Source organism: Mordavella massiliensis (assembly GCF_016901695.1).
Classification (GTDB): domain Bacteria; phylum Bacillota; class Clostridia; order Lachnospirales; family Lachnospiraceae; genus Claveliimonas; species Claveliimonas massiliensis_A.
Genome location: NZ_JACJKS010000014.1, coordinates 40627 through 55902, shown reverse-complemented (window position 1 = coordinate 55902; position 15276 = coordinate 40627). Strand labels below are relative to the sequence as shown.

General features: G+C 49.1%; 16 protein-coding genes and 1 tRNA gene. 14 read left to right on the top strand and 3 right to left on the bottom strand.

Annotation, left to right across the window (positions count from 1 at the left end; genetic code table 11):
* Positions 1–152: 152 nt before the first annotated feature.
* Positions 153–512 (bottom strand): helix-turn-helix transcriptional regulator, encoded by a 360-nt coding sequence (locus H6A20_RS09890; RefSeq protein WP_204906962.1) that lies wholly within the window; start codon positions 510–512, stop codon positions 153–155.
* A 280-nt stretch (positions 513–792) separates the two neighbouring features.
* Here H6A20_RS09890 and H6A20_RS09885 point away from each other — a divergent pair, with 280 nt between their 5' ends.
* The 7 genes from H6A20_RS09885 (at position 793) to H6A20_RS09855 (ending at position 7094) form a co-directional block, all read left to right on the top strand.
* Positions 793–1893 (top strand): helix-turn-helix domain-containing protein, encoded by a 1101-nt coding sequence (locus tag H6A20_RS09885; RefSeq protein WP_204906961.1) that lies wholly within the window; start codon positions 793–795, stop codon positions 1891–1893.
* Positions 1880–3568, top strand: a complete 1689-nt coding sequence (locus tag H6A20_RS09880) for a serine hydrolase domain-containing protein (protein WP_204906960.1) — start codon at positions 1880–1882, stop codon at positions 3566–3568. The genes H6A20_RS09885 and H6A20_RS09880 overlap by 14 nt, the downstream gene beginning before the upstream one ends.
* A gap of 9 nt (positions 3569–3577) precedes the next feature.
* The gene (locus H6A20_RS09875; RefSeq protein WP_204906959.1) at positions 3578–3769 is read left to right on the top strand and encodes a cysteine-rich KTR domain-containing protein; all 192 of its coding nucleotides are present in this window, start codon (positions 3578–3580) and stop codon (positions 3767–3769) included.
* Positions 3770–4244: 475 nt separating this feature from the next.
* Positions 4245–4673, top strand: a complete 429-nt coding sequence (locus H6A20_RS09870) for an RNA polymerase sigma factor (RefSeq protein WP_204906958.1) — start codon at positions 4245–4247, stop codon at positions 4671–4673.
* 582 nt (positions 4674–5255) lie between these two features.
* A complete protein-coding gene (locus H6A20_RS09865; protein WP_117705380.1) occupies positions 5256–5621 on the top strand; it encodes a type II toxin-antitoxin system PemK/MazF family toxin in 366 nt (121 codons plus the stop codon).
* Positions 5618–5836, top strand: coding sequence for a helix-turn-helix domain-containing protein (locus H6A20_RS09860; protein WP_087375964.1), 219 nt, complete (start codon positions 5618–5620; stop codon positions 5834–5836). Before H6A20_RS09865 ends, H6A20_RS09860 begins: the two co-directional genes overlap by 4 nt.
* Before the next feature lie 91 nt (positions 5837–5927).
* A complete protein-coding gene (locus tag H6A20_RS09855) occupies positions 5928–7094 on the top strand; it encodes a tyrosine-type recombinase/integrase (RefSeq protein WP_204906957.1) in 1167 nt (388 codons plus the stop codon).
* Between the two features lie 176 nt (positions 7095–7270).
* Here the strand turns inward: H6A20_RS09855 and H6A20_RS09850 are convergent.
* A tRNA-Ser gene (locus tag H6A20_RS09850) sits at positions 7271–7359 on the bottom strand.
* A gap of 266 nt (positions 7360–7625) precedes the next feature.
* Positions 7626–7913 carry a hypothetical protein gene (locus H6A20_RS09845; protein WP_204906956.1) on the bottom strand — a complete coding sequence of 96 codons (288 nt, stop codon included), beginning with the start codon at positions 7911–7913 and terminating at the stop codon, positions 7626–7628.
* A 121-nt stretch (positions 7914–8034) separates the two neighbouring features.
* On the opposite strand from H6A20_RS09845, the gene H6A20_RS09840 reads away from it, so the two are divergent.
* From H6A20_RS09840 to H6A20_RS09810, 7 genes are all read left to right on the top strand, one after another.
* Positions 8035–8715 (top strand): response regulator transcription factor, encoded by a 681-nt coding sequence (locus tag H6A20_RS09840; RefSeq protein ID WP_204906955.1) that lies wholly within the window; start codon positions 8035–8037, stop codon positions 8713–8715.
* The gene (locus H6A20_RS09835) at positions 8712–10169 is read left to right on the top strand and encodes a sensor histidine kinase (protein ID WP_204906954.1); all 1458 of its coding nucleotides are present in this window, start codon (positions 8712–8714) and stop codon (positions 10167–10169) included. Before H6A20_RS09840 ends, H6A20_RS09835 begins: the two co-directional genes overlap by 4 nt.
* 62 nt (positions 10170–10231) lie before the next feature.
* Positions 10232–10837: an imidazole glycerol phosphate synthase subunit HisH gene (gene hisH / locus H6A20_RS09830; RefSeq protein ID WP_204906953.1), complete on the top strand. Its 606-nt coding sequence runs from the start codon at positions 10232–10234 to the stop codon at positions 10835–10837.
* A 16-nt stretch (positions 10838–10853) separates the two neighbouring features.
* On the top strand, positions 10854–11615 hold the full coding sequence (gene hisF, locus H6A20_RS09825; protein WP_204906952.1) for an imidazole glycerol phosphate synthase subunit HisF: 762 nt from the start codon (positions 10854–10856) through the stop codon (positions 11613–11615).
* Between the two features lie 39 nt (positions 11616–11654).
* The gene (locus H6A20_RS09820) at positions 11655–12323 is read left to right on the top strand and encodes a uracil-DNA glycosylase (RefSeq protein ID WP_204906951.1); all 669 of its coding nucleotides are present in this window, start codon (positions 11655–11657) and stop codon (positions 12321–12323) included.
* A gap of 150 nt (positions 12324–12473) precedes the next feature.
* Positions 12474–14786, top strand: a complete 2313-nt coding sequence (locus H6A20_RS09815; protein ID WP_243426198.1) for a heavy metal translocating P-type ATPase — start codon at positions 12474–12476, stop codon at positions 14784–14786.
* A gap of 113 nt (positions 14787–14899) precedes the next feature.
* A complete protein-coding gene (locus tag H6A20_RS09810) occupies positions 14900–15259 on the top strand; it encodes an ArsR/SmtB family transcription factor (protein WP_204906950.1) in 360 nt (119 codons plus the stop codon).
* The last annotated feature ends 17 nt before the right edge of the window (positions 15260–15276 follow it).

The following is a 15276-nucleotide window of genomic DNA, read 5'->3' as shown; positions in this document are numbered from 1 at the left end:
GGGCTGCTTTTTGTGGGGTATCTTTTTTCCTTGCCATAAAATAAACCTCCAAACTGGTAAGTCTATCTTACATCAGTTTGAAGGTTTACACAAACTTTGGGATACTCCCGTATCCCAGCCTATTAAAAAAGGGCAAAAGGAAACCAGAGGTTTTATTCCTCTGGCTCTTTTGCCTTACATAGACCGCTGACAGTTGCTTCAACTACGGATAGCTCTTTATCGTTTAGTTTGTCGAGTTCTGCGTCTAAGCGTCTGCGGACGGAACTTTTTTTGACCTCATTATCTGGGAATATGTATTCATCAACCGATACACCGAACATTGTTACAAGCTGAATAAACACCTCCAGACTTGGCTTTTGTCCCTCATTTTCAATCGCTTGAAGATGTCTTGGGTCATAATCTACAATACGAGCAAGCTCATCTCTGGTCATACCTTTAGCTGTTCGAACTTTCTTGATTGCCTGCCCTATCGGTGTAAAATCGAAGTCAAAATCGTTATTTCTTTCGTCCATAAGCTCACCACCTTGTACCGATATAATACTTCTATTATATTTTACAGAAATGAGAGTTCTTATTGAACGGTTTGAAATCTCTTGTTGTAGGATATAAAATCTCCGTTTGCAAGTGATTAAAGTTCATATTTACATAGTTGATATTGATAATTTGAATGGATATAATTTATAATACATACCACAAGTATAAAAATAACACACACAAACCGTATGGTTGGTGTGTTCAAAAACGCTCATAATATTGCTATAATATGAATGATACAGAGAAAGGGACTTAATGATGAAAATTAAATTAGCAGAAAACATAAAAAAATTACGCAAAAATCATTCTCTGACCCAAGAGCAATTTGCGGAAACATTGGGTGTCACAGTTGGTGCAGTTTATAAATGGGAGGCTGGATTATCTACACCAGAAATTAAGTTGATTGTGGAAATTGCAGATTTATTTGAAGTTTCTATAGATGCACTTTTGGGATATGAGCAACAAAAAGACAACATTGATACCCGAATTGAAAATATGAAACAATATATGTTAGAAAAGAATTTCAGAGAAGCTGAATTGGAAGCACAAAAAGCTCTGAAGAAATATCCTAATAATTTCGCCGTTGTATATTCAAGTGCATATATGTATCAACTCAAATTTATGGAAGAAAAAAGTGAAAATGCAATGGAACAATCTAATGAGCTATTTCATAAGTCAATTTCACTCTTATACCAAAATACCGAAAAGAGTATTAATGAAGCGTCAATTTTAAATCGTATAGCTGAAAATTATTTAATTGGTGGAAAAATAGAAAAAGCGTTGGAATGTTTAAAACAGAATAATATTTGTGGAATTAACAATAGCTTGATTGGTTTTATCTATGCGTATAAGTTAAAACAACCTCAAGAAGCAAAACCGTTTCTTATAAGGTCTTTTGTGGATATTATAAACGCTGTAATACACACCGTTGCAGGACTTGCATATATGTATGCAGAGTTAGATGATGAAGCGAGTATTGAAGCCACTTTGTGGTTAAACGATTTCTTGGACAGCATTAAGACAAATAATAATGATATAATCCTTACTGACAAAATAAAAGCTGCTGTTTTGGCACAATATGCAGTTTGGAACGCTGTTTTCGGGCATCTTGATGTGTCAAAAGAATATATCACTAAGGCTTATTTTTTGGCAAAGCAATTTGATACTGCACCAATATATAGTGTACAAGGTATTAAATTTTTTAAAGAAGAAAATATAAGTGCAACTGTATATGACGGTATAGGAAAGACAGCTATGGAAACCGTAGAAAAAATAATTTTTGACGAAGAAACAGAAGCAACGCCGTATAAATATATTCAGAATATTTGGAAGGATTTAAAAAAGGATGAACTCAGATAAAAAAGCCTTTGGTAATAATACAGAAAAAATGAATACATTGATTAGGAAGTTATGTAAAAAAAGCAAGGTTATTGGAGCTAATATCGCATTATTCAACAATGAAACAATACTGTACGATTACAACTATGGTTATGCAAATAAAGAAGATAACTTAAAAAGCACAAATGAAAGCTTATATATGATAGGTTCAAACACAAAACTTTTAACAGCACTTAGTATTTTCAAATTGTTAGAGAATGGTGAGCTTTCATTAGATGATGATATAAAGAAATATATTCCAGAGTTTGAAATTCAATCAACCTTTGAATACGAAAAAATCACTATTGAAAATCTATTGATGCACAGGTCGGGATTGATTGCAGATTTGTACAATTTAATATTAGACCCGTCCAGAGATTATCACGAAGTTATAGATGAATTAAAAAATACATATTTGACTTTCATTCCAGGGCAAGTGTTTTCGTATTCAAATGTCGGGTACACCTTGTTAGGAATTATAATAGAAAGAATATCTGGGCTAAAATACGCTGAGTATATAAAAAGAATAATAGCACAACCGCTTGGTATCAATATTCACTTTCTAAAATGTGATGACGAAAAGAAATCTTTTGCTTCGTGTATGTCCTTAAATTACACCAAATATGGAGAGCCTGTTGAAGAACTAACTACTACAATGTTACCAGCAGGGTCAAATACTTATATGTCTATAAATGACTTTGTTAAGTTAGGTCAGCTTTTTTTGAATAAAGATATAATTCTAAAAAAATCGACTTTTGAATTAATGGAAAAATTAAATGTTCCAGAACAAATTGATAATGATTTGTTTAATGTGGGATATGGCTTAATACACAATAATTATAATTTTGATAAAGCTGTTGGGAAAGTTTTGGGTCACGGTGGTGATACAATTTTTCATCATTCGGTTTTTAACTATATTCCAAGTTTGAATATTGGTATTGTTGCTGTTACAAACAGCGAACAGGGTGCAGCTCTATCAAAAACATTAGCATTAACTATTTTTACCGAGTATTTAAAATCTAAAGGATATGATACAAATTTCTCTGTTGAGCATAAACCTGCTAACATAAATTGCGAAAAATATATCGGAAAATATGTAACAGGAGTAGGTCTGTTAGAAATTGATAAAAACAACAAAGGAGAATTGATTTCGACTGTATCAAAATATCCTGTTAAGTTAATACCGTGCGAAGATGAATTTCTTCAGTGCTATCCTAATAAATGGATTTTAAAATTACCATCCGTTAAAAAAGCGATTAAAGGCATTAGAATAAAAGGTATCAACTATTTCAATAATGAAGTTTTAATTATTGAACAAACATCTTCAAACAACAAAACACTAAACATACTGGGGTGTAGGTATTCTGAAACGCTAATACCAAATACTTTTAAGAACGCCTGCGGTTATTATGAAGTTACCAATATAAAAAGAGAATATATAGACTGTAAAATTTTGTTGAGCGTTGAAGATGATATTTTAAAATTAGAATTTGGTTTGCGTGATTTAAAGATAGTATTTTGTTTAACAGTTATTGACGATAATACCGCTGTTACACAAGGCATAGGAAAATATGCAAAAGAAATAGTCCAAATAAGTAAAGACAAAGACGATGTTTATTTGGCTTATAACGGATTGAACTGTAAAAGAGTAAAGTAGGAAAATATTATGACGAATAAAACAGAATGGATACTTTGTCCCATTTGTAATAGTAAAACTCGTAACAAAATTAGAGATGATACAGTGTTGAAAAACTATCCTCTCTACTGCCCCAAATGCAAACAGGAAAGCTTAATTGAAGTAAGTAACCTAAAAATTACAGTCATCAAAGAGCCAGATGCGAAGACACAGAGCCGATGAACTTGTGAGATACCTCACAGCTCATCGGTTTTTTTCTTTAACATTGAATTGGTCGCACAGCCCACCAAATAAAAAAAACGGTGCTTTGGTGGGCGGATTTGTCACGCCCAGATGAAAAATTAACTGCCCTCTAAACCCGTTTAAGGTTTGGAGGGATTTTTATGTGTTGGTCAAACACGACCACCACGCTGCTTATCAGAAGCAGCGGATACATATAGAGTGTCACACAGGAATGAGGATAATCTGTTAAAAAAATCCTTGCCTGCTCGTGGCACTCTTATACTCTCAAAGTAGATGCCATATTTCTATATAATAGTATTTGTATTTCTTATTTCCGCAAAGGTTCGAGTACCTTTGCGGTTTTTTGTTTGTCGCTTTCTGTCGGAATACAGGATAAAGCGGTTTCTGGCGTTGGTTGCCGTAGCCCACCTCAATCTGAATTTTCTCAAAGAAATTCAGATTGGAGGTAAAGATTATGGCTTACAACAAAGCCAGAGAAGAAAAGAAATGGCGGCTCTGGAAAGAAGCCGAAGAAAAACAGTTGCGGAGTTTAGGGGTCAGCGAGGACACCATAGAACAGCTCCGTGTTCACGATTGGGCGATTTTCAATTCCGACAGGCGTTACTATCAGCGTATGCAGGAAACAGGTACATACCTTGATGAAGTCGCTACGGATACAACACCACCCGAAATAAAGACGGTTGATGATTTTCTGGATAATATCGAAAATCAACAGCTCTACCAAGTTTTGATTAAGGTGGACAGGCTTACTTTGCAGGCTGTTCTATTGCAGTTACAGGGGTATTCTGTTGCGGAGATTGCTTCGATGCTCGGTATGAAAGAATACACCGTTTACAAGCGATTAGGCAGGCTCAAAGAAAAAATTAAAAAACTTTTGGGATAGTGTCCAAAAAGGCACTTTCCCACGGGCTACAGGGTGAGAGGACAAACCTCTTACCCTGTTTTCCTTTGTGTGGCGAAACGGGGGGGCGTTCCTTGACAAGTGAATACCCATTCGCCAAATACATTCTCTTTGTGATTGTGATGAGCATAAGCGTGTGCAGCGATACGCCAAGACCTGCCCGACAAGCAGATTAGCGATGAAAGGTGGTGAGCGATAAATATCGACTGAAAATATCGGGTAGCTCCCGATTTCGCCATAACCCACAAAGAGGACAATGATACTCCCGTCCAGTCACAGTCCGAGCGTGATAAAACCGTCGCAGGCAATGAGGGCGGCTCTGTCAGACCGACAGTTGGGGTGGAACTCCCGTGGTGTCAGTTAGCTGCTGACCGTTTGGCGACTTCCCATAGCATTTCGGGGTGTCGAGGACAAATAGAGATGCTTCTATCATAAAGCCAAATACAAGGCGGTCTATTGAAACAGAGAATTGTTTATGCTCTCCCGACCTTAAAAACTTCCTTGTGTTTGGCTGATTACATAGGCAGAGCTTACCTGCTTATATCCAGATAGGAGGTCAAACTAATGGATAAAACAATTAAGCGTGGTGACATCTACTACGCAGACTTAAACCCTGTTGTCGGCTCGGAGCAAGGAGGAACACGACCTGTACTTGTTATCTCCAATGATATAGGAAACAAGCACAGTCCTACGGTCATTATTGCCGCCATAACAAGCCGTGTACGCAAAAAGAAGAAATTACCTACACACTTATATTTGGGGCAAATTGAGGGGCTTCCTGCGAACTCAATCATTCTCTTTGAGCAGTTACGCACGATTGATAAAAGCCGCTTGAAAGAACATCTCACACACCTTGATGAGCAGTATTTGAAATCGCTTGAATTTCCTCTCCTCATCAGTATCGGAGTTGAAAAAAGGAGGAGCTTATGAACTTTGGAGATATATATGCGTTAGTCTTAAAAGAATACCCAGACATTTTAACCGTTGATGAAATGAGCAAGGCTCTTGGTGTCAGCACAAAAACAGGTTATCAATTACTCCGTGAAAACAAAATAGAACACCTGAAGGTGGGCAGAGCGTACAAAGTACCAAAAGCCCATCTTCTTTCTTATTTGAGGTTAGGTCTGCGAAATGCGGAGAATTAAAGAATTTGCACATTCGACTTCTTTGGCTTAAATTGCTACAATGTATATGGTCAACAGCAGAAGTCGGTGCTACGCAAAGGAGGTTATATTTATGGTAGCAGGACATCTGCAAGAGAAAAAAGGCTATTTTTATATGGTTTTGAGCTATCCCGATGCTGCGGGAAAAAGAAAAACGAAATGGTTGCCGACAGGATTGCCTGTCAAGGGAAATAAAAAGAAAGCGGAAAAGATGCTGATGGAAACAAGGCAGACCTTTGTGCCTGAGTGCAAACCCATACAGGAAGATATGCTGTTTTCTGATTTTCTGCTTCAATGGTTGGAAATCGCAAAGCCGACCATCGCACTTACCACATACTCATCGTACTCAGGTATGGCAAAGAGCGTTATCATTCCGTATTTCAAGGAAAGAAAAATCACACTTTCCGAAATAAAGGCGACAGACATTCAGGCTTTTTATATGAAACAGTTGAAGCGAGTAAAAGCCAACACGGTTATCCACTACCATTCCGTTATCCATAGGGCTTTGAAATATGCCGTAAAGATTGACCTTATTTCTGTCAATCCTGCGGATAAAGTGGAACGACCTAAAGCTGATAAGTTTATCGGCAGCTTCTATGACAGCAACGAGGTACAGGCATTATTTGAAGCCGCCAAAGGAACGCTGATTGAAATACCGATTTTTCTTGGTGCGTTCTATGGATTGAGGCGAAGTGAAGCTCTGGGATTAAAATGGGACGCTATTGATTTTCAAAACAATACGATTACCATTAGACACACCGTTACTTCCTGCAACCTTGACGGCAAGCATATCCAGATAGCACAGGATACGACCAAAACCAAATCGAGTATGAGAACGCTGCCCCTTGTTCCTGCGTTCAAAGAGAAGCTGCTAAAGCTCAAGGAACAGCAGGAAGAATACAGGCGGGTATGCGGACGATGCTACAACAAAAAGTATTTGGAGTATATCTGCGTAGATGAGATGGGGACATTGATTTCTCCGCACTATCTCACAGCATCATTTCCAAAGCTGCTTGAAAAGAACAATTTGCGCCACATTCGTTTCCACGACCTGCGTCATAGTTGTGCTTCGCTGCTTCTTGCGAACGGTGTTCCTATGAAGCAGATACAGGAATGGCTCGGACACAGCGATTTTTCAACTACGGCAAATGTATATGCCCATTTGGATTACAATTCCAAGCTGTCATCGGCTGACGCAATGGTAAACGGTCTGAGTGGTGCATTAGAGGTTATTTCATAGCTTCTGCGGCGTATCGCTTTACTAAGGATACGCCAATTACATATCCAGAGTTCAAATCTCAGAAAATTTAGGAGAGAACTACCGATTTTCAGGAGAGAACTCACGGAAAAATCCCAAAGGTGCAGAAAAAAGAAAAAGCCTGCAAACGGCAAAAACCGCTTGCAGACTGAGTTTTCTGGCGGAGTGGGTGGGATTCGAACCCACGGTACCCGAAGGTACAACTGATTTCGAGTCAGTCCCGTTATGACCACTTCGATACCACTCCGTGTATTTATCTTCACATCAGCCCTCAAAAACACCTCGGAAAAAGGAGAGAACTGATGGAGAGAACTAAGGGATATTTACTTTTCAATGATAGCTGAAAAACCCCGTAAAATCAAGGTTTTTCAGAGGTGAGCTTCCAAAAAGGTCATTCGTTTTCGAGTCAGCCCCGTTACGGCCACTTCGGTACGTCTCCAGAAGATGCTGCTCCATGTCTTGCAGGAGAACAGCAACTGTAATTATAGCATGCTTTTCGGGAATAGGGAAGTTCTATTTTGACTTTTTGCGACGTCCGAAGAGGCCCCGCCTCTCCTTTCTCTCCTCCCGGCCGATGGCCAGAAGCTCGTCGTAGGCTTTCCGCATCTCCCGCTCCCTCTTTTCGCGGACCGGCTTGGGCGGGATGTTGGCGTACTTCGGGTAGTGCTCTTCCTCCTCCTCGGGAGCGGGCGCAGACGCCGGCTCAGGGAGACGGTATTTCTTGCGGCATGTATCGCACAGGCCGAACCTTGGGTCCTTTCTGCTGATTCTGAGTTCATTTCCACATCTGGGGCACTTCATGATTTTCCTCCTCATTCGATAAAGCTATGGCCATTGTACCACATTTCAGAAGAAATTTCACAAAAGAGACATGAAATCCTGCTATAATGAAGAAAAATCTATCCTCAGGAGGGATGCTTTGATGGAAAAAGTGAAGATACTGGTGGTCGATGATGAGAGCCGCATGCGCAAGCTGGTACGGGATTTCCTGGAGAGGGAAGGGTTTCAGGTGCTGGAGGCCGGCGACGGCATGGAGGCTATGGATATATTTTATGAGAACAGGGATCTGGCGCTCATCATACTGGACATCATGATGCCGAAGATGGACGGGTGGCAGGTGTGCCGGGAGGTGCGCCAGTCCTCCGAGGTGCCCATCATCATGCTCACGGCACGGGGCGAGGAGCGGGATGAGCTGCAGGGGTTCAGCCTGGGGGTGGACGAGTACATCTCCAAGCCGTTCAGCCCCAAGATCCTGGTGGCAAGGGTGGAGGCCATCCTGCGACGCACAAGCGACGCCCAGGGCGGTGAGAAGCTGGAGGCCGGCGGCATCGAGCTGGACAAGACGGCCCATATCGTGAAGCTGGACGGGGAGCCGGTGGAGCTCAGCTACAAGGAGTTTGAGCTTCTGGCCTACTTTATGGAGAACAGCGGCGTGGCCCTCTCCCGGGAGAAGATCCTCAATAATGTGTGGAATTACGACTATTTCGGCGATGCCAGGACGATCGACACCCATGTCAAGAAGCTGCGAAGCAAGCTGGGCGACAAGGGAAACTATATTAAGACCGTCTGGGGCATGGGCTACAAATTTGAGGTACAGGCATGAGACATTCGATCAAAAGACAGATGATCGCCGTGTTCATAGGGCTGATCGTGTGTATGCTCCTGCTGCTCCTGCTCTGCGTGGGATCCTGGCTGGAGCCCTACTACATCCGGGAGAAGGAGGAGAACTTCCGGGAGCTCTATGAGGAGATCGATGAGGTAGCCCGGAAGGGGAGCCTGACGGAGGATGAGATCGGGCAGATCAACCGCACGGCGGAGCGCTACAACTTCTACTACATCGTCTGGAACTTCGGCAGTGAGAAAGGCTTTTCCAACCTGCACGACAGCCAGATGCTCATGATGCAGCTCGCGGGGGTGCTCTTCAATAAGATCGACGGCCGCGTGATGGACCGCAACGACAGCTACCAGGTGGTGGAGTTCCGGGACAGCGGGCAGCAGGTGGACTACCTGGCCCTGTGGGGGACCGTGGGCGACGGGTACAATATTTTTATCCGCAGTCCTCTGGCCAGCATCCAGGAGACCCTTGTTTTGTTCTTCCGCTTTATCCTCATTGTCGGCCTTGCCATCATTGCGGGCGGCATTGTCTTTGTCCTGTACTTTTCCAGGCGGCTGACGCGGCCCCTGCAGGAGCTGGCGGCTTTGTCCGCGCGGATGGCGCATCTGGATTTTGACGCAAAGTACACGAGCGGCGGCAAGGGCGAGATCGGGATCCTGGGAGAGAACTTCAACGCTATGTCAGAGAAGCTGGAGAGCACCATCTCGGAGCTGAAGAACGCCAATTTCCGGCTGCAGCAGGATATCGAGAAGAAGGAGAAGATTGAGAAGATGCGCACGGATTTCATGGGCAACGTCTCCCATGAGCTGAAGACCCCCATCGCCCTCATACAGGGCTATGCGGAAGGGCTGAAGGAGGGAGTCAGCGACGATCCGGAGAGCCGGGAATTCTACTGCGACGTTATCATGGACGAGGCGGCGAAGATGAACCAGATGGTGAAGAACCTGATGACCCTCAACCAGCTGGAATTCGGGGATGAGAATGTGGAGTTCCAGCGCTTCGACCTGACGGAGCTGATCCGGGGCGTGCTCCAGAGCATGGAGATCCTGGCCCAGCAGAAGGAGGCGAAGGTGCAGTTCCCGGAGACGGAGCCTGTGTACGTGTGGGCGGATGAGTTCAAGGCCGAACAGGTGGTGCGCAACTATGTGAGCAATGCGTTCAATCATCTGGACGGGGACCGGGTGGTGGATGTGAAGATCCACGCCGCCGGGGACAAGGTGCGCGTGACGGTCTTCAATACCGGCCAGCCCATCCCGGAGGAGGACCTGCCCCACATTTGGGAGAAGTTTTATAAAGTGGACAAGGCCCACACGCGGGAATACGGGGGCAACGGCATCGGCCTGTCCATCGTCCGGGCCATCATGGAATCCTTCCACCAGCAGTACGGGGTGAAAAATTACGACAACGGCGTGGAATTCTGGTTTGAACTGGATGTGAGATAGAAAATATGGTAGACTGTCTTTATAATGCCGCGAGACGGCATGGCGGAAAGGAACCTGGGACAATGACAGCGATAATTGATTATGATGCGGGAAATATAAGGAGCGTGGAGAAGGCCATGCAGCACCTGAAAGAGCCGGTGAAGATCACCAGGGACCCGGGGGAGATCCTGGCGGCGGACCGTGTGATCCTGCCCGGCGTGGGCGCTTTCGGGGACGCCATGGAGAAGATCCGGCAGTACGGCCTGGAGGGTGTGATCCGTCAGGTCGTCGGGAAGGGGACGCCGTTCCTTGGCATCTGCCTGGGACTGCAGCTCCTCTTTGAGGAGAGCGAGGAGAGTCCCGGCGCGAAGGGACTTGGCATCCTGAAGGGACGGATCCGGAAGATCCCGGCCGGGGAGGGGCTTAAGATCCCCCACATGGGCTGGAACACGCTGGAGCTTCAGGGGGACGGCAGGCTGTTCAGGGGGATACCCGATGAGACATTCGTGTATTTCGTCCATTCCTATTACCTGGAGGCGGAGGACGAGGCAATTGTGAAGGCCTCGACCCGGTACGGTGTGCGGATCCATGCGTCGGTGGAGCAGGGCAATGTGTTTGCCTGCCAGTTCCATCCGGAGAAGAGCAGCGCCGCCGGGCTGGCCATGCTCAGAAATTTCGTGGAGATATAGACGGAGGGAGACAGACATGCATACAAAACGGATCATCCCCTGCCTGGACGTCACTGGCGGCAGGGTGGTAAAAGGCGTGAATTTTGTGGATCTTAAGGATGCGGGAGATCCGGTGGAGATCGGCAGGGCCTACGACGCGGCCGGGGCGGACGAGCTGGTGTTCCTGGACATCACAGCCTCCTCCGACAACAGGGCCACTGTGGCCGATATGGTCCGACGGGTGGCGGAGACCGTATTCATCCCCTTTACAGTGGGAGGCGGCATCCGCACGGTGGAGGACTTCCGGGCTCTCCTTCGGGAGGGGGCGGATAAGATCTCCATCAATTCCTCCGCGATCCAGACCCCCAGGCTCATCTCGGACGCGGCGGACAAGTTCGGCAGCCAGTGCGTGGTGGTCGCGATCGATGCCAAGAGAAGGCCTGACGGATCAGGCTGGAATATCTACAAGAACGGCGGCCGCGTCGATGTGGGGACGGACGCCCTGGAGTGGGCGGTGCAGGTGGAGAAGCTGGGCGCGGGCGAGATCCTGCTCACCAGCATGGACTGCGACGGGACCAAGGCGGGGTATGATCTGGAACTGACCCGCGCGGTGGCGGACGCGGTATCCATCCCGGTGATCGCCTCCGGCGGCGCCGGCACCCTGGAGCACTTCCGGGAGGCCCTCGCGGAGGGCGGCGCGGATGCGGCGCTGGCGGCGTCCCTGTTCCACTATAAGGAGCTGGAGATCCGGGAAGTCAAAGAGTATCTGAAACGCGCGGGCATCCCGGTGCGTCTGTAGCGCGGCAGAGCGCGCACAAAGGAGAAAAGGAGACAGGTTATGGCAGCGATTTCCAACGACTGGCTGGACGCTCTGAAGGGAGAGTTTAAAAAGCCTTACTATAAGCAGTTGTTTGAGACGGTGAAGAAAGAGTATGCGGCGCATCCGGTATTTCCCCCGTCGGAGGACATTTTCAACGCGTTTCACCTGACGCCCCTGAAGGACGTGAAGGTGGTCATCCTGGGGCAGGACCCCTATCACAATGTAGGACAGGCCCACGGGCTGTGCTTTTCCGTCAGGAAAGGCGTGCCGGTGCCTCCGTCCCTTGTGAATATCTACCAGGAGCTCCACGATGACCTGGGATGCCGGATCCCGGACCACGGCTATCTGGTAAAATGGGCGCAGCAGGGCGTGCTGATGCTCAATACAGTGCTTACGGTGCGGGCCCATCAGGCCAACTCCCACAGGGGCATTGGCTGGGAGGAGTTCACCGACGCGGCCATCCGGGCGGTGGATGCCCAGGACAGGCCCATTGTGTTCATCCTGTGGGGAGCGCCGGCTCAGCGCAAGAAGGGCATGCTCCACAACCCGCGGCACCTTGTGCTGGAGGCGCCGCATCCGAGCCCGCTGTCGGCCTACCGGGGCTTTTTCGGCAGCAGGCCCTTCAGCAGGGCGAACGCGTTTCTGGAGGCGAACGGGGTGTCCCCCATCGACTGGCAGATCGACTGACAAAAGGACAGAGAGAAGGAAGGCGGATGCCTTCTTTTTTTCGTACTGGCGAGATAGTACTTGACTTCTCCCCGCATTTGTGGTTATATTTAATTATGAACATATGAACAATTATTCATATATAACACTTGAAAGCAGGGAGGAACCAGTATGAAAGCGGAAATGCAGGAAAACAACTGCGCGTGCGGGTGCGGCCACAGCCATCATGAACATGCGGAACATCACGGACATGCGGAAGGCCACGGGCACGCGGAAGGCCACGGGCACGCGGATCACCACGGGCATGCGGATCACCAGGAGGAAGTCCGGCATACGGGGCATGAGTTTGACCACGTGTCCGGGAAGGCAGAGCAGAGAGTCTATATCCTGGAGGGGCTCGGGTGCGCCAACTGTGCGGCGAAGATGGAGCGGCAGATCCGCCAGCTCCCGGGCGTGGAGATGGCGACCATCACCTTTGCCACAAAGCAGCTCCGGGTGGCGGCAGCGCACCAGGAGGAGCTGCTGCCGAAGTTCCGCGAGATCTGCGCCTCCATCGAGGAGCAGGTGACTGTTGTGCCGAGGCGGGAGGCGCAGCCGGAGGCAGGTGAAAAGAAGGAGAGCGTCTTTCAGGAAAACAGGCAGGAGATCCTTGTGATCGCCGCGGGCGCGGTCCTCTTCGCCGCGGGCGTGGCCGCGGAGCATATGGGGGCCTCTTTCTGGCTTCCTGCCGTGTTCTATGTGACCGCCTACATCCTGCTTGGCCGGGAGATCGTGTGGACCGCGTTCCGGAATCTGGGGAAAGGACATGTGTTTGACGAGAACTTCCTCATGAGCGTGGCCACGCTGGCAGCCTTTGCCATCGGAGATCTCGCCGAGGCGGTGGGAGTCATGCTCTTTTACCGGGTGGGGGAGCTCTTTGAGGATATCGCTGTGGCGCGGAGCCGTTCCCAGATCATGGACGCAGTGGATATGCGCCCCGAGGTAGTCAGCCTTGCCGGGGAGGACGGGGTCCGTGTGATCCCGGCAAAGGAGGCGTCTGTCGGGGATATCCTCCTTGTGCGGCCCGGTGACAGGATCCCCCTTGACGGCGTGGTGACGGAGGGGGAGAGCCGTATCGACACGTCCCCGGTGACCGGCGAGCCGGTTCCGGTGGCGGTGCGGCCGGGATCCGCGGTGACCTCCGGCTGCGTAAATGAGCAGGGGGTACTGAAAATGCGGGTCGAAAAGCCGCTCAGTGAGTCCATGGTGACGAAGATCCTGGACTCTGTGGAGAACGCGGCGGCAAGCAAGCCTAAGATGGACCGCTTTATCACGCGGTTTGCCCGCGTGTACACGCCGGTTGTGGTGGCAGCCGCCGTCCTGACCGCCGTGGTGCCCTCCCTTGTGACTGGAAACTGGAGGGACTGGATCTACACGGCCATCACCTTCCTTGTCATAAGCTGCCCCTGCGCCCTTGTCCTGAGCGTGCCGCTGGCTTTCTTCTCGGGGATCGGCGCCGGGTCGAAGCGGGGGATCCTCTTTAAAGGAGGTCTTGCCATCGAGGCGCTCAAAGATGTACGCGCCGTTGTCATGGATAAGACGGGCACCATCACGAAAGGCGAGTTCCGGGTACAGAGGGTAAGCCCGTTCGGCGGGAGGACGGAGGAGGAACTGCTGGGCATCGCCGCCCGGTGCGAGATGTCCTCCACCCATCCCATTGCCGCCAGCATTGTGTCGGCTGCCAGGGAGAGGGGCCTGGATCCGGAGAGGCCCCAGAGCGTGGAGGAGATCTCCGGCAAAGGCATCCGCGCGGTCCTGGACGGCGTGCAGGTGCTGTGCGGCGGCAGGGCGCTTATGGAGGCATTTCAGATTGATACGGCGCCGTGCGGGGATGAGCCCCGGGGTACGGAGGTGCTCCTGGCTCTTGACGGCAGGCTGGCGGGGTGCATCGTGATCGCGGACTCCCTGAAGGAGGAGGCGAAGGAGGCTGTGGAGCAGATGCGGCGCCAGGGGCTGGAGACCGCCATCTTCACAGGCGACGGAGAGCAGAGCGCCAGGGCGGTGGCCGGCGCCGCAGGCATCGGGCAGGTGTACGCGCGGCTTCTGCCCCAGGATAAACTGGCGCGCCTGCAGACGGTGCGCCAGTCCTGCGGGCCGGTCCTGTTCGTGGGAGACGGGATCAACGACGCGCCGGTGCTGGCCGGGGCGGATGTGGGGGCCGCCATGGGAAGCGGCGCGGATGCGGCCATCGAAGCGGCGGACGTGGTCTTCATGACATCCAAGGTGACGGCGGTCCCGGAGGCGGTGTCCATTGCCAGGAAGACAGGCAGGATCGCCATGCAGAACGTGGTGTTTGCCCTGACGGTCAAGGCGCTTGTCATGGCGCTCGGCTTCCTGGGCATGGCCAACATGTGGATGGCGGTGTTTGCGGACACGGGCGTGGCCATGCTCTGCGTGCTGAACTCCATCCGGGCCCTGCGCGTGAAGAATTTACAAAAGTATTAAGTTTCCCGGATTTTCCTTCAAACAGTTGAAATGCCGGGGGTAATTTGGCATAATTAAAAAGATGAACTGATATTCATATGTACGGATGCTGACTTCAGAAAGGGTGATGGGCGATGAGAAAGACAGAAGCGGAATGCTGCGACGCAGTGGAGACACACACAGACGTCATCCGTGAAGTGAGGGGCAGGATGCCGGAGGAGACGACGATCCGGGAGCTGGCGGACTTCTACAAAGTGTTCGGGGACGCCACCCGTGTCAGGATCCTCTGCGTGCTTCTGCGGGCGGAGATGTGCGTCTGCGATCTGGCGGAACTGCTCGGCATGACCCAGTCTGCGATCTCCCATCAGCTCCGGATCCTGAAGCAGATGAAGCTGGTGAAGAACCGGAGGGAAGGCAAGACCGTCTTCTATTCGCTGGCGGACGATCATATCCAGACGATCATCAGCCAGGGCATGGAACATATCAGTGAATAGAACGTAGGAGAAACAAG